Below are 14412 nucleotides of genomic sequence, written 5' to 3' on the forward strand. Positions count from 1 at the left end.
CAAATGACTAATAACTAATGACTAAAATATATTGTTCTAAAGGACATGAAAATTCCCCAGGTAGTCGCTTTTGTCTCCAGTGCGGTGAAAATTTGTTGGATACGCCCATGAGTTATAGTATCCAACCAGGACTAACTTTAGGCGATCGCTATGTGATTGTGCGTCAAATTGGCCAAGGTGGCTTCGGACGCACTTATTTAGCTGAAGATGTCAACCGTTTCCGCGAACTTTGTGTTTTAAAAGAATTTTCCCCCCAAGTTCAAACCGCTTACGTTGTCCAAAAAGCTGAAGAACTCTTTGAGAGAGAAGCGAGTGTTCTTTATAAACTGCAACATCCCCAAATTCCCCGCTTCCGGGAACTGCTGCGGCTGAATTTAGGGGGCAAAGAATATCTGTTTTTGGTGCAAGATTATGTAGAAGGGGAAACTTACAATTCTTTGTTAAATACCCGTATACAGCAGGGTTTGCGCTTTACAGAGGCGGAAGTACGCCAATTGTTCTTTTCAATTTTGCCAGTGTTGGAATACATCCATTCACTAGGAGTAATTCATCGAGATATTTCTCCAGATAATTTAATGCTTCGGACTGTTGACAAATTGCCAGTTTTAATTGACTTTGGCGGTGTCAAACAAGTAGTTGCAACCGTGGCTTCCGAATATTACCAACCCGGTATGGTTGCATCTTCCCCATCACCAACCCTATTGGGTAAAGTCGGATTTGCTCCCGCAGAACAGATGCAAACTGGGTTAGTATCTCCCCACAGCGACTTGTATGCTTTGGCCGCAACAATGTTGGTTTTACTGACAGGAAAACAACCGCAAGAATTAATTGATACCTATACTCTCAGTTGGCAATGGCGACGGGAAGTTAATTTGAGTCAAGATTTGGCACAGGTATTAGATAAAATGCTATCTGCTAGACCAAGCGATCGCTATCAATCAGCCCGTCAAGTACTCCAAGCTATCAATTCACCCCCAGCTAACTTTCCCCAAACTCAATATCCCACTCCACCACAACCCACATCCGCCACTGTCGCCATCTCCCCACCTCCCCCACCTTCTCCATCTCCCTTGTATCCCTCATCTCCCCCGCCTCCCTCCTGGTGGACACCAACAAAAACCTTCCTGGTGGCGGCGCTAGTCGCTGGTAGTGTGGGATTAATTTGGTGGGGAGTGAATAGCCGCCGCGATGTCGGGGAAGTCCAACCTAATCCTACAGCCAGCCCCATTCCAACTAGCGAACAACCAACCGATCCTTTAGCGCAATATTCGCCAGCAGAACGAGAACGCAAAGAAAAATTAAGCGATCGCCGTCAACAGTTGGGGATTGACTCTAACTTCTACGTGAACTTGGTGAATCAAGTTTTTTGGGACAGAAATCCCAGTTTACGGGGACGCACTCTCAGCAATGGCCCTGAAGATGAGAGTTTGCGAGCAGAATGGGATAAAGCAGCTTCGGAATTACTAGAAAAGCTTGCACCACTAAGTAATAATGCACGCCAAAAACTGGGAACTTACACAACTGCTGAACGCGATCGCTGGAAAGCAGAAGTCAATAAAATCAACGTTGGTAGTCGTTCTTTATATGATTTGGGAGATACCGCTTTTTTAAGTGTATTTCCTGAGCAGCGGGGTAAAAATTTCCAGGTTCAGCCCATTGGACAAGTTTGGTACGGATTTGTTAGCGATCGACTCAGTGCGATCCTCGCCGGTAGCGCTTTCCAGAAGCTTGTCTTTGATCCGGGGGCTACTGGTAAAACAGTCATCGGTACTCTCCAACCTGCTGGCGGTAAAGTATTCATTGCTGGACTTGCCAAAGACCAATCTATGGAATTAAAACTAGAAGCAAATTCCCAAGTTTTGTTATCAGTCTATTCACCCTCTGGCAAAATTCGATTTTTAGAAGATTCTACCAAGCGTAGTTTGTCAAGTAAATTATCAGAAAATGGATTTTATGAGTTTGTCGTAGTTTCCACAGCAACGAAACCAGTAGATTATCAACTCACTATTACAGCGGAAAATCCCATTGTTCCGCCATCACCAACGCCCACGCCGACACCAACGCCCACACCGACACCAACTCCCACGCCCACACCGACACCAACTCCCACACCAACTCCCACGCCTACTGAAACCTCCACACCTGAACCTGAACCTACACCAATACCAACTCCTGAGACAACGCCCTAGTAACGCAAGGCGGAATTAAAAATTAAAAATTAAAAATAAATACAGTATAAGGGTTTCGTTGATTTGGAATGGTTCGGCAGTCCTGTCTTGGGGGTTCCCCCCATGAGGAACTGCCGTTAACGCAGCGTTAGCGAGTCTGCGAGCATTACCCGAAGGGTTGGGTTATTTACGCCGTGTTGTACTAGCTTAGACAAATTACATTCATCAAAAAGACCTTCAGAATAGGCTAGACCATTTTGAGCGATCGCTTGTAACTTCTGTGTTCATTCCAGCCATTTTGTTTCCACATTTTTACGTAAGTTAGTGCAAGCAAGTACCTGATTAATAAATTTTATTTGACGATGCTTCTTAGTCCATCTCGAAAAATCTGAAAACTTCTAGAGAGGTTGTTTTCTAAATCCATGTGGGGAGAAACTTTCTCAGCAAAGTCGATTTTTTGTAAACCTGTCTCATAGCCATATTTTTTTAGATTCAGCCCTAATTGCTGTCACATCACCTATAAACCATGACTCTAGTTCTTCTACAGCAATTTTATGGAGAACAATATTTCCTTTGTGTTTAGTCACAACACTGCTAGCATCACAAAGTTTCTTCTTTAATTCTTGGCAATCAGATCTATCTTCATCTACTAGAATCACGATTCGCCAGTCATCAGGCACAAAGTTAGCATAAGCTTTCATCCGATCAGGTATAGCGTTTCCCATTCAGATGCGGTACATCATAGTCCCCTCCTCGCTTGCGGGGAGGGGGTTGGGGGTGGGGTTCTTGTACCTCACTCAACTGGGAACCGCTATAGTCTTTTTAAAAGTCTATCTTTATTTTGAAAGTTATGAATTTTCAACGTATGAGTATCACCTATGATTTTAGGGACAATAAAATTCAAAGCAACTTCAGTTGAAGGTTCTTCTACTAAAAACTCTATATGCATAATTGCTACTACTAAGGTAATTCTCTAAAATATCCCTCAGACCAAAGATCACCTAAACCTGCTTGGGATTCTATAAAATATTTAGCATCAGGTATTTGATCAGCCCTTCTAACAGTTGCATAACCATTAACATCACGTTGAAAAATCCAGAGTTGTTTAGCATCTTTTATTGTGTTAACAAAAAATGTGGAGTGGGTAGAAACAAATACTTGTGCGCGTTGTGAGTAAGCCTGAGCTTCCTCACTTAAAGAATCAAGAAGTCGATGGTGCAGTCCATTCTCTGGCTCTTCAATGCAAAGTAACTGAGGAGGATTAGGGTCATTTAATAATATCAAAGATGCTAGTAACTTTAGTGTGCCGTCTGAGGAAAATCTTGCTAGAAATGGTTTACTAAAAGGTGCATCTTTAAATAAAAGAGCAAGTCTGCCATCAATTGTTGGCTCTGATTCCACCTTTTCTAACTGGGGAACACGGCTAGCAAGTAACTTCAAAATTTTGGATAAAGTTTCTTGATGTTCATCAGCAAGGTATTGAACTACATTAGCAATATTGTCTCCTTCACGAGAAAGATGTTCCATTGCACCAGCAGTCGCTAGTTGACGAGCTTGATCTGGTATGAAATAAGAGAGAAACCATCCCTCAATAAAACGGCGCAAACTAGCAATGCGTGGGTTATCTGATAATTGACCTATAGTTTTAATAGCCAAGGAACTGGGGTCATCCATTTGATAGTGAATTCTTTTATCATTAATTTCGGGATTTTCACCACTAATTACTTCACCTCCACCATTTTCAAACTTAAGAAAATCAAATGGTTTTCCATGAGAACCGCGCTTCCATTTGAGAGTTTCTCTTGAAACAATTGGCGCTCCATTTTGCAAAGCAATAGCAACTGTATATGTGATTTTCGGAGATTGATTATCTTCACGATATTTAATTGCAATTTCAATTTCTTGACCTTGACAATCACGGGAAATAACTTCTTGAAATCTTCCTCGCTTTTCTAAGGCTTTGCGAACATTAGTAGTAAGGCAATCTGAAAGAAAACCTATTACATCAAAAAAAGTAGTCTTGCCACTACCATTAGGCCCAAGGAAAACGGAAAAAGGTTTGATATCTTTTAGGATAATATTTTGGAGAACTCTATAGTTTTTGACTGAAATTTCTTCAATTCTTGCCATTACAAAATAACTTCCATAACTTTGGCCGCATGGTTGCAAAAATACTAACAAAAATAGTAAGGGCACAGTATCCCGTACCCTTACTAAATTTGCAATCAATTAGCTGATGTTAACAATAGCTTAAGAGCTAACTTTCTTAAGCATCATCTAAAGCTGCAATTCCAGGTAATACCTTACCTTCAAGTAACTCCAAACTAGCGCCGCCGCCGGTAGAGATGTGGCTCATTTGGTCTGCTAAACCAACCTTTTCCACAGCCGCTACTGAGTCACCACCGCCAATAATGGTAGTTGTGCCAGTTTTGCTAATTTCGGCTAGAGTATGAGCGATCGCTTCCGTACCTGCTGCAAACTTATCAAACTCAAACACACCCATCGGCCCGTTCCAAATTACCGTTTTGGTATCTGCAAGGGCATCTTGGAAAAGTTTTACTGAGTCTGGGCCAATATCCAAACCCATCCAACCATCGGGGATATTCTCAATGCTAACGGTTTGAGAATTGGCATCTGGGGCAAAGTTATCTGCCACTATCACATCTGTGGGAAGCAATAAAGCAACGCCCCGTTCTTTAGCCTTAGCTTCCAAAGACTTCGCTAGTTCTAGCTTGTCTTCTTCCACCAACGACTTACCAACATTCAAACCACGGGCTTTGTAGAATGTGAAAATCATTCCACCGCCGATGATCAGCTTGTCACACTTCTCCAGCAACGTTTCAATCACGCCAATTTTACTGGAAACCTTGGAACCGCCAATAATTGCTGCCAAAGGACGTTGGGGATTTTCAATGGCGTTTTGCAGATATTGCAATTCCTTCTCAACCAAATAGCCAGCCACAGAAGGGCTGAGGAATTTAGTCACACCTTCAGTAGAAGCATGGGCGCGGTGTGCAGTACCAAAAGCATCATTTACATAAAAATCAGCATTAGCTGCTAATTTTTTCGCAAATTCTGGATCGTTTTTCTCTTCTTCTTTGTAAAAACGGACATTTTCCAGCAACAGCACTTGGCCATTTTGCAACGCGCTAACTTTAGTTGCAACTTCATCCCCAATGGAATCATCAGTTTTAATGACTTCTTGCCCCAGTAACTCAGAGAGACGCTTGGCAACGGGAGTTAGGCGTAATTTGTCATCCACACCCTTGGGACGGCCAAAATGACTTGCGAGAATGACCTTAGCACCCTTCTGCGTTAAATCTCTGATGGTTGGTAGAGCGGCGCGAATGCGAGTATCGTCGGTAATGTTGCCTTTATCGTCCACAGGCACGTTAAAGTCAACCCGCACTAAGGCACGTTTCCCAGAGATATCAGCCGAAGATAAACTTGCTAAACTTTTTTTGGACACACCAAACTCTCCTGATTGCCTTTTTGTTATTGTTTTGAAAGTAGAACCATCCAGATTTTACCGGAGTCAGGGGTACCCAAGTGACAGAGATATTTAAGACAGTACTATTTCCTATCGATCAAAGCCGGGAAACGCGGGAAGCTGCTGAGGTAGTTACCAACGTAGTCAAAAAGTACAGCAGTCGCTTGGTGCTGCTGTCTGTGGTAGAAGAACCGCCAAAAGACGCACCTAGCGCCGATCCGATGGTGTCACCAGAGGTAGTTGCCAAACTGCTAGAAAATGCCCAATCTTTATTTTCAGGGCAAGGAATTCAATCTGAAATCCTGGAAAGGCGAGGCAAACCAGCTTTTACGATCTGCGATGTCGCTGATGAAATTGGGGCTGATTTAATTATCATGGGCTGTCGGGGTCTAGGCTTGACTGAAGAGGGAGCGGATGATAGTGTTACTACTCGCGTGATTAACCTTTCCCCTTGCCCAGTATTGATTGTGCCTTAGCAGTGTGTTGCTCAATACTAGTAAATTTGTAGTGCGATCGCTAACTAAGTTAAAAAAGGAAGTAAAAACACAAAACGGAGGTAATTTTCACTACTTAAGACGATGATTCATGAGCTATTCAAGTTAATAGCTAAGTTTATTCCCCTTGCTTACTTAGTTTTAGATGGTCGTTTTGGAAACAATTATGCCTTTCTCTCGTTCCCATGCTCTGCATGGGAATGGCTGATTAGGGGCTGCTGCCTCCGCCTCTAGTCAGACATTGAGCCAGAGACTCAATGAATGCATTCCCAGGCTCCGCCTGGGAACGAGGAAAAAATTTCTGCGGTTGTCGCAACAACAGGACTGGGGAAGGTTGTCTCAATACGGTTCGGTTAAGCCCAAAAAATAAAAATGTGTAAGTTGGGTTGAGGAACGAAACCCAACATTTTGCGGGGTTTGTTGGGTAACGCATTGCCTGAACCCAACCTACAAAAAATATTCTTAACCGAACCGTATTGAAGGTTATCCTAGATTCGGTAGTGTTAAATACGGGCATCAAGGTTTACTATTTTTTAAATAGATGTTTTACCATTTTTTTGTTTAACTTAGTATTCTGAACTTTTTAATTATTATCTAATTTTGTGATTCCTCCAAAAACAATTAACCAAACTACAACAATAACCCAGTGAATTAAAACTATCACAAACAACGATCCTGTTAGGGTATATGCAACAGTACATATAATTCCCAAAAATGCAGCTAGAACAAGAAAAGCAGGATTATAAAATGTGGGTATTCCAGCTTTAAAAAATATTTTAGGATTCAGTAGATGATACAAAATAAATAATAATAAACTCACTATTGCCCACAAAGCCCATTGAAACCAATCGGTGATTTCGCTAGGATTAGAAAGCAAAAAAACGCGAAAAAAGAGTTCTTCAAGAATCGCAGGTAGAAAGAAACAACGCAATATCAACAAGCATTTATCAATCCAATTTGCAGACCAAATTTTGATATGTAAAAATCCAATTTTCCAGCCATAAGGTAGGGCAATAAAACTATAAATTATCAGCATGAAAGCAATAACTAACCAATCTTTTCGTGTCGGAACTGCTAAGGACGCTAAAGTGCGATTTAAAAGAATTGGAAGTGGTGAAATATTGGTAAAGGGAATCTTAATTTGTCCCAAAAGTACTGTTGGTGCAATGGGTGTAATATTAGGTTGCCAACCACCGACTTGATTGGTTCGCAATACTTGCATAGTTGCACCATGTTTTAAAAATATTGCGGCGAGATCGTCGTGTGCAAGTCTAGGCATTATTGTTCGCCATGTTGTCAAACCAGCCCAAATACTACGATCTTGAAATGGTTGCGTCGTTTTTCCTATGCCCGTACCTGCGAGTAAACCTGCTTGACTTTGCCAATCAGCGCGAACTATCCCCAAGGGTGCTAATTGTTGTTCTAAAGATTGGCCTAATTCAACTAGCTGCTGAAAGCGTAATGTTTGCGGGTGATTGGGGTTGGCGCGTACCCAAGTTTGAATTTGAGGAGTTATTGCAACTTGGTTTTTAATTGCCACTATTGCAGCATAAAGTGCTTGGCTTGCGTCTTGGACGCATGAGGTAGCAGGTGATACCATTGCGCCACCAGTTCCATCACCAACCCGATAACGTGCCATTGTTACCTGTAATTGTTGCTGGAATTGCTCTAAAGGCGAAAGTTTAACACCATCAAAATCATAATCCTGCGTTACTGGCTCGAATTTGATCAGAATATCTGATACTGGACGTGTTGCCAACCAACCACGTTGTAAATTACCCATATAATCAGCCCATGTATGCGTTCCGGCAATAATTCCATCGGGGTTATGGGCATAAATTTGGTGGTATTTAGTCTCGAAGCGTAATTCGTTAGTAAACTCGTCGCGGACAACTTCTGCAATTCCAAAAGCAAAATGTCCGGTGATAGTATAAGGTACTCCGATTGGTTCAGCTTTACGTCCGCCAATTCCACCAAATAGATGCAGGACAATAGCTTTATTGCCTTCTTGCCATTTTGATATAGATTGATTAAGTGAATTTTGGGTTTCTACAGGTTTTAACAATACAGTATTGAATTTACCTTTATTTTTCTCGGTATTTCGCCAATTTAGATCTTGGATGTAATTTAGCCCTAATTTCTCACCAGTAATGATTTGATGGGGTTGAATTTGAAAGAGAGAACGAGGTGCAAGTGCTACTACCGTAAATACGCCCTTTGCATCGGTAGCGCCATAAATATACCACCCATCCTCACCCGCAGATGATTGTTCGATTTGCTGCGAACTTGAAGGAGCAAAATCTCGCTTATCTATTACTTGTTGAGGAATACAAATAGTTTCTTGAATACCATCAAACTTCTGGGAATTAGGATTATAATGCTGCACTAAAAAATAATCGTTATACTGCTTTGGTTCGGGAAATAAAATAGTTTTATAGCTAGATTTAATCGGTTTTATTATTTTTACCAACCCATAAAACGTACCAGTTGCCAAAACAGGTTCGCGTTCAATTTGCAAAATAGATTTTTCTTGAGTTGCATCAATAATTGTACTTAAATCTAAAGCAACAATTGCATCATCATCAGGATTTGCACCAGCCAAAGAGCGTAAAATCCCTACCTGACGAACTCCATTTAGTCGAAAAGGATGAATGTTTCCTTGTTTTTGACTTTTAATCACTTCAGAAGTGAAATTTATATCTCGCGTTACTGCTTGATCTAAAGCAAGCAAATCTTTATTCTTTTTCCACTCCAAACGCACAATATTCCCTACCAACTTTTGCGCTGTAGCTGGTGCATATTGCACTTCTATCCATACCCAATCTAAACCATCTTGTAATTGCTGTTTCGTTGGTAAAATTAACCTTCCTACCCAGTCGCCAATAGGTTTATAAAGGTTTGGAGATGGAATTTTGGTAATGGGATAAAAACCAGATTGATTAAAATTTTGTCGAATATGTATCGCGTAATTGCTTTCTTGTTGTACTAACTGGGCTTGTATTGGGGAAAGTTGCCACAACGCAATTACTACTATGAAGACTAGCAGTAAAAATCTCGTAAATAGTAGCCTTACTTTTCGACTCAATCCACGCAAAATCATATATTATCAGCAAGTTTTAGTTGCTGATAATCTTACTCTAAATATACTGTTTTCAGTCCAGGGCTATAACGATTCTCGGCCCTTGTGATGTACAAGAACCCCACCCCAACCCCCTCCACGAAACAGCGAGGAAGCAGGGTGGTTTCATACAACGAGAGAAAAATAATAATGATTTGTAAAGGGTGGAGAAAAATGGATAAGTAAGCTGTTCCACATTTAACTTGCATAATTAGAGCGCTCATGTTGCCCACCCCACAAGAGTTATATAAATTTTAGATATGCAAACTAGATGTGGTTTAGCTTATAGCGGTTCTCAGTTGAGTGAGATACAAGAACCCCACCCCCAACCCCCTCCCCGCTTGCGAGGAGGGGGCTATGACGTACCTTGTATGATTAGGAAACGCTATAACAAGTATGAATCTCGTCGAACAATTGCAGCAAGTCCCGGACTATACGCACATCCGGGGACGAAGACATGAATTATGGTTAAAACGCTGTAAGAGAGAAATTGCCAGGAAACCCTCTAAAAAGAAAAAACCCGCCGTAGCGGGTTACACAACAAAACTATGAACAATGAAAACTTGATTTAGCTGGAATACCTCATCTCAGCTTCCAGTTGACGAATCAGCTGTTCGTCACCTTTTGCTCTGGCTATTTCCAAGCGATGCTCTAGGCTTCTTTGAATATTCGCTCTGTGAGCTTCTCGTGATTTGCTCACGCTTTGTAGTCTATTTTGACTCATAGTGATTACCTGCTTTAATTATTCGTTTTATGTCTTGTATTGTTAACATAGCACATATTTTGTAGCTGTTGCTACAGAAAAATATTTTTTTATATAATTAGGCCAAAATATGTCTAAGAACCAGATAGGTCAACAACCACTCGTGACTTTAATGAGCGATTTCGGCGATCGCGATGTTTATGTAGGCATAATCAAGGGAGTCATAGCCCAAATCAACCCCAGACTGACGGTGGTAGACTTAACGCACCAAATTCCGCCGCAAGATATCGCCGCAGCTAGGTTTAGCTTGATGAATGCTTATGCCCATTTCCCAGTTGGGACAGTGCATCTGGCAGTAGTAGATCCGGGTGTGGGAAGTAAGCGACGAGCGATCGCAGTAGAATTTGCTCAAGGGTTTTTGGTAGGCCCAGATAATGGTATATTCAGCGGAGTACTCAGTCAAAGTCCAGCGATCGCAGCCGTTGAACTGACAAATCTTAATTATTGGCGAACTCCTCAACCAAGCAAGACTTTTCACGGTAGGGATATTTTTGCACCAGTGGCAGCTAATCTTGCTAGTGGTGTTCCTCTCAAACAGCTTGGACAAGAAATTGATCCAGCAAGTTTGGTAAAGCTGGATATAGGCAACTGCAAGCAGACAACCATCGGTGTACTGGGTTGCATTCAATATATTGACCACTTTGGCAACCTAGTGAGTAACATCCCAGCGAGTTACGTACAAGGCAAAACTTGGTATGTACAAGTAGCGGGGTTGAGTATACCAGGCTGTGAAACTTACAGTGATGTCAAGCTGGGAGAGATAATAGCTTTAGTTGGCAGTCACGGCTGGATAGAAATTGCCATTAATAGCGGCAATGCTCACTCACAGTTGCAGTTAGATTGGCAAGAACCGCTTCAAGTCGTGCTAACTTAAATACCGCACCTCGTGAGTGCTACATCCAGAGAAACATCAAAGTTATATCCTCTTTCCACGGTTGGTAGATGTCCTGGGGGGAAGGTTTTAAAGTTTGGTTCCTTACCAGGTTTATACTCGTATCTTTTAGTTTGCTGATTATAATTCCACTGAATCAGCCACTCACCTGTTAAAGTTTGCCATCCAACCGCGTCATACATCTGGCGATAGTCGTTTTTTTCTTCCCTCAAAATCTTTTCTTGAGCGCTAAAGCCTAACTTCCCATCACTGGCTGTACTCCAAAGCCTGTCAATGGTTTTCAAATCCACACACGAAAGTGCATTCATTTCATCTTTTCCAATAGCACCCTCCGCTTGTGCCTTAGTCCCTGCAACATCTAGCATTCTCAGGTAAGTTTCTCGATCAGATCCTTGCCAATCTTTGCTTTGTAAATATTTCTGCAACTGGCTGTAATCGACATTGCGGGCTGTGGTAATTTCTATTTGCTTCAATGAGCTAGAATTAGTACTTGTGTTAGCTAAATCAGTGTTTCCTGGGCTTTTGATCTCAGACTTAGACCGTGTTAACGAATATCCAATCCAGCCCAAAACAGCAAATATACCTATAAGACTTGCTGTGATTAGTAAAGTTAGTACCAGAACAGTCTGATTATTCTTTGCCATTTTTGGATACTTCTGATTACTTTGAATCCCCCAGGTCAAATTTAGTCTAACTGCTACCACATGATAGATGTATACTTTAGCTTTTTTTGATAATTGTCAAGATTAATACATATACAAAACAATCGTCATCAGCAACTATGACTACACAAACACTCTCTGCACCAGAAGTTTATCAAGGTCAGTTTGGGGAATTTACAATTACTCAGAGCGATCGCACTAGCGTAATTATCTACCGCGCTGGGTTAATGGTAGCAGCACTGAGCTTTGCCATCGGCAGCGCTTTGATTTTACTCAACAATAACCCAAGTGTTGTAACTGCACTGACACCTCTCTATGCTTGTTTTAGTCTCGCTCTTGGTGTAAGTTTATTTACCATCCATATTTACATGGCATCACTGCACCGAACATTGCAAATTTTTTGGGCGATCGGTACTATAACATCAGTGATTCTGGCAATCACTAGTAGTGAACCTTTGGTTCTTACTGTTTACAATCAGCCGATTACTTTATTTGGAGTTGGTTTTATCTTCGTAGCTTTGACAGGTATTTATTTTAAAGAGGCTTTTTGCTTCAATCGTCTGGAAACCAAAGTATTAACCCCAATAGTACCGCTACTGTTGTTAGGACATTTGGTGGGAATTTTACCAACTCAGGGAGAAAGTATTTTATTAGGAACTTGGGCAAGCTTATTTTTGGTGTTTGCCCTGCGAAAGACAGTGCAAGCAATTCCTGCTGATATTGGAGATAAGTCTGTGTTTACCTACTTGAAAGAACAACGTTTAGCTAAGGTTTAATGCAGACAAAAAATCGTCGGTGTCAAAAATTTCCCAAAATAAAACTAATCAAACGCCAAGAAATGTGGACACTTACGGCTCAGGGGTGGGCGATTGCGATCGCTTTGATTGCGTATTTAATATTTTTCATTTTTACTCATGTACACTCATTTCTCGCCGTAACTTCCCCGATCGAATCAGCAAAAGTATTAGTTGTTGAAGGATGGCTACCAGATTACGCTATAGAAAAAGCTTTGACTGAATTTCAAAATGGTTCTTATCATCAAATAATTACTACCGGAGGCACATTAGGTAAAGGAAGTTATCTTACTGGATACAAGAACTTTGCAGATGTGTCAGCGGCCACCTTTATAAAACTCGGTTTAGAAGCAGAAAAAATAGTAGCTGTTCCGACACCTTTTGTAGTAAAGGATCGTAGTTATGCATCTGCTGCCGAATTTTATCGCTGGCTATCCAATTCAAATTTAGAGATAGAATCAATTAATCTTTTTTCCTTGGACGTTCATGCCCGTAGGAGTTGGTTTCTTTTTAGAAAAATACTTACCCCTCACATTCAAGTTGGTGTGATTGCTGCCACAACCCAAGATTACAATCCAAGCAAATGGTGGGGTTCTAGCGAAGGTGTGCGGACAATTCTTGATGAAGGCATAGCTTATCTTTATGCACGATTTTTGAGTTGGAAAGCCTAACAGTGATAATTCGTAATTCCCCGACTTATTTAAGAAGTCGGGGATCTATCTCATGAGCATTTGATGTTTAATTAGGTTGACCTGCTTACCAAGAAGGTCTAGAACAAGCGAATTTAAACGCGAGAATAATTCTTTAATCCCAATTCTGAAATTAAATGACTTGCCCCTGATTTGATTGTTGGGGTCAATCTAAAATCTAAAATCCAAAATTGTGTGACCCCCCTTTTTCATTTACCCAGGATTTGTAATAATGCTTGCCGATAAATTTTCAGACCCTCTGTATTCAGATGGTCGCCATCACTTGTCAAATTTTCTTTAAGAACATTATTTTCATACAAGGGTGCTAGTCCTGCTGCTGCAACTGGCACTTTTTCTATTTCAGCAACTTGATTAATCAGAACATTAATTTGTTCAACTTTAGAAAGTGGTGCTGCTACAGTTGGATCTGAGCTTGCTGCAACTGTTGAATAAAAAGCCGGAATCAGAAAAATCTCTTTAGTTCCCATTGTGCGGACAAGTGCGATCGCCTCTTGCAGATTTTTGCTAAATAACTCATCACTAATTCCATACAAAGCATCGTTTCCACCTATGGCAATAATAGCTTTTTCGCATTTAACCTTGGTAGGAATTAAACTTTTCAGTTGTTCTAGTAATGAAATTGTACTTAGACCATTTAACCCGAAATTAAAAGTACCACTCCCAAGAGTATTACCAAGTTCAGCCGAAATAGAATCGCCAAATAAGCAACCTGAGAATTGTTTATCTTGGGCGGCGAGTGTCTGATATTGCAGTGCAATTTTCCCTAAAGGTGAAGAACTTACGTCGTCTTTCGGCGGCGCATCCGCAGAACCAGAAGATAAATTTGCCATGCCGACTAGCTTCTGAATTTTTGACACGTCAACAACTATTTGACTACTGGGATAGGCTTTTAGAAAGCTGGTTATTCCTAGACCTTCTGGTGATTTCGCTCCTAAGATAATAGCCGATCGTAGTGCTTGTATACCGGCTTGATCGCGACGGGCGATCGCTTGGGAAGCAAAAGATAAAATTTGCTTGCCCATTCCTGTGTTTATCAGCTTATCTAAAGCCACAATATCAAGCGACATTTTCACCTTAAGGGCTTCTTGGAACTTCTGTTTCTCCTTGGCGCTAAGATAATCTAGGAAAGATTGCAAATCGCTAGAAACCTTTTGCGTTTCGTCATAGTTGCGTATATCTGCTACCGGAATCGATTGCTCAAATAATCCGTACCTGACGGTAACTTTTTCGGCTGCCAAACTAGGTAATAAACCAAGTCCACTATGCACCAGTAAAAATATTAAGCACCCAGATAGGCTTATTAGAAGACGATAGAAATATT

General features: G+C 41.1%; 12 protein-coding genes. 5 read left to right on the forward strand and 7 right to left on the reverse strand.

All coding sequences use genetic code 11. From position 1 onward, the window contains the following. Positions 1 to 17 precede the first annotated feature (17 nt). The gene (locus V7K62_RS18185; protein WP_334866349.1) at positions 18 to 2189 is read left to right on the forward strand and encodes a serine/threonine-protein kinase; all 2172 of its coding nucleotides are present in this window, start codon (positions 18 to 20) and stop codon (positions 2187 to 2189) included. Positions 2190 to 2638: 449 nt separating this feature from the next. On the opposite strand, the gene V7K62_RS18190 is transcribed toward V7K62_RS18185, so the two are convergent. The 3 genes from V7K62_RS18190 to V7K62_RS18200 all read right to left on the reverse strand — a co-directional run bounded on the left by V7K62_RS18190 (position 2639) and on the right by V7K62_RS18200 (position 5637). Continuing rightward, a complete protein-coding gene (locus V7K62_RS18190) occupies positions 2639 to 2893 on the reverse strand; it encodes a hypothetical protein (RefSeq protein ID WP_334866351.1) in 255 nt (84 codons plus the stop codon). Between the two features lie 235 nt (positions 2894 to 3128). Beyond that, positions 3129 to 4298, reverse strand: coding sequence for an AAA family ATPase (locus tag V7K62_RS18195; RefSeq protein ID WP_334866353.1), 1170 nt, complete (start codon positions 4296 to 4298; stop codon positions 3129 to 3131). Between the two features lie 136 nt (positions 4299 to 4434). After that, on the reverse strand, positions 4435 to 5637 hold the full coding sequence (locus tag V7K62_RS18200; RefSeq protein WP_334866355.1) for a phosphoglycerate kinase: 1203 nt from the start codon (positions 5635 to 5637) through the stop codon (positions 4435 to 4437). An 89-nt stretch (positions 5638 to 5726) separates the two neighbouring features. On the opposite strand from V7K62_RS18200, the gene V7K62_RS18205 reads away from it, so the two are divergent. Beyond that, entirely contained in the window at positions 5727 to 6134 is a 408-nt protein-coding gene (locus tag V7K62_RS18205) for a universal stress protein (protein ID WP_334866407.1), read from the forward strand. Positions 6135 to 6735: 601 nt separating this feature from the next. On the opposite strand, the gene V7K62_RS18210 is transcribed toward V7K62_RS18205, so the two are convergent. Both V7K62_RS18210 and pirA read right to left on the reverse strand, forming a co-directional pair. Beyond that, complete coding sequence (locus V7K62_RS18210) at positions 6736 to 9252, reverse strand: CPBP family glutamic-type intramembrane protease (protein ID WP_442937305.1); 2517 nt, start codon at positions 9250 to 9252, stop codon at positions 6736 to 6738. A gap of 586 nt (positions 9253 to 9838) precedes the next feature. Further along, positions 9839 to 9994 carry an arginine synthesis PII-interacting regulator PirA gene (pirA, locus tag V7K62_RS18215; protein ID WP_334866359.1) on the reverse strand — a complete coding sequence of 52 codons (156 nt, stop codon included), beginning with the start codon at positions 9992 to 9994 and terminating at the stop codon, positions 9839 to 9841. Between the two features lie 109 nt (positions 9995 to 10103). On the opposite strand from pirA, the gene V7K62_RS18220 reads away from it, so the two are divergent. After that, positions 10104 to 10907, forward strand: a complete 804-nt coding sequence (locus V7K62_RS18220) for an SAM hydrolase/SAM-dependent halogenase family protein (protein WP_334866360.1) — start codon at positions 10104 to 10106, stop codon at positions 10905 to 10907. On the opposite strand, the gene V7K62_RS18225 is transcribed toward V7K62_RS18220, so the two are convergent. Continuing rightward, entirely contained in the window at positions 10904 to 11569 is a 666-nt protein-coding gene (locus V7K62_RS18225) for a GUN4 domain-containing protein (protein WP_334866362.1), read from the reverse strand. The two genes, V7K62_RS18220 and V7K62_RS18225, sit on opposite strands and share 4 nt — an antisense overlap. Positions 11570 to 11706: 137 nt before the next feature. Between V7K62_RS18225 and V7K62_RS18230 the strand changes: the two genes are divergently transcribed. Continuing rightward, positions 11707 to 12363 (forward strand): DUF2301 domain-containing membrane protein, encoded by a 657-nt coding sequence (locus V7K62_RS18230; protein WP_334866364.1) that lies wholly within the window; start codon positions 11707 to 11709, stop codon positions 12361 to 12363. After that, positions 12363 to 13052 (forward strand): ElyC/SanA/YdcF family protein, encoded by a 690-nt coding sequence (locus V7K62_RS18235; RefSeq protein WP_334866366.1) that lies wholly within the window; start codon positions 12363 to 12365, stop codon positions 13050 to 13052. Before V7K62_RS18230 ends, V7K62_RS18235 begins: the two co-directional genes overlap by 1 nt. Before the next feature lie 227 nt (positions 13053 to 13279). Here V7K62_RS18235 and V7K62_RS18240 read toward each other — a convergent pair whose 3' ends face one another. Continuing rightward, the gene (locus tag V7K62_RS18240) at positions 13280 to 14359 is read right to left on the reverse strand and encodes an alpha/beta hydrolase (protein WP_334866368.1); all 1080 of its coding nucleotides are present in this window, start codon (positions 14357 to 14359) and stop codon (positions 13280 to 13282) included. Positions 14360 to 14412: the final 53 nt, after the last annotated feature.

This window comes from Nostoc sp. (assembly GCF_036917935.1).
GTDB lineage: Bacteria > Cyanobacteriota > Cyanobacteriia > Cyanobacteriales > Nostocaceae > Nostoc.

Coding starts and splice junctions, on each gene's coding strand:
- V7K62_RS18185 (WP_334866349.1), top strand. CDS start 18: ATGACTAAAATATATTGTTCTAAAGGACATGAAAATTCCCCAGGTAGT.
- V7K62_RS18190 (WP_334866351.1), bottom strand. CDS start 2,893: ATGGGAAACGCTATACCTGATCGGATGAAAGCTTATGCTAACTTTGTG.
- V7K62_RS18195 (WP_334866353.1), bottom strand. CDS start 4,298: ATGGCAAGAATTGAAGAAATTTCAGTCAAAAACTATAGAGTTCTCCAA.
- V7K62_RS18210 (WP_442937305.1), bottom strand. CDS start 9,252: ATGATTTTGCGTGGATTGAGTCGAAAAGTAAGGCTACTATTTACGAGA.
- pirA (WP_334866359.1), bottom strand. CDS start 9,994: ATGAGTCAAAATAGACTACAAAGCGTGAGCAAATCACGAGAAGCTCAC.
- V7K62_RS18220 (WP_334866360.1), top strand. CDS start 10,104: ATGTCTAAGAACCAGATAGGTCAACAACCACTCGTGACTTTAATGAGC.
- V7K62_RS18225 (WP_334866362.1), bottom strand. CDS start 11,569: ATGGCAAAGAATAATCAGACTGTTCTGGTACTAACTTTACTAATCACA.
- V7K62_RS18230 (WP_334866364.1), top strand. CDS start 11,707: ATGACTACACAAACACTCTCTGCACCAGAAGTTTATCAAGGTCAGTTT.
- V7K62_RS18235 (WP_334866366.1), top strand. CDS start 12,363: ATGCAGACAAAAAATCGTCGGTGTCAAAAATTTCCCAAAATAAAACTA.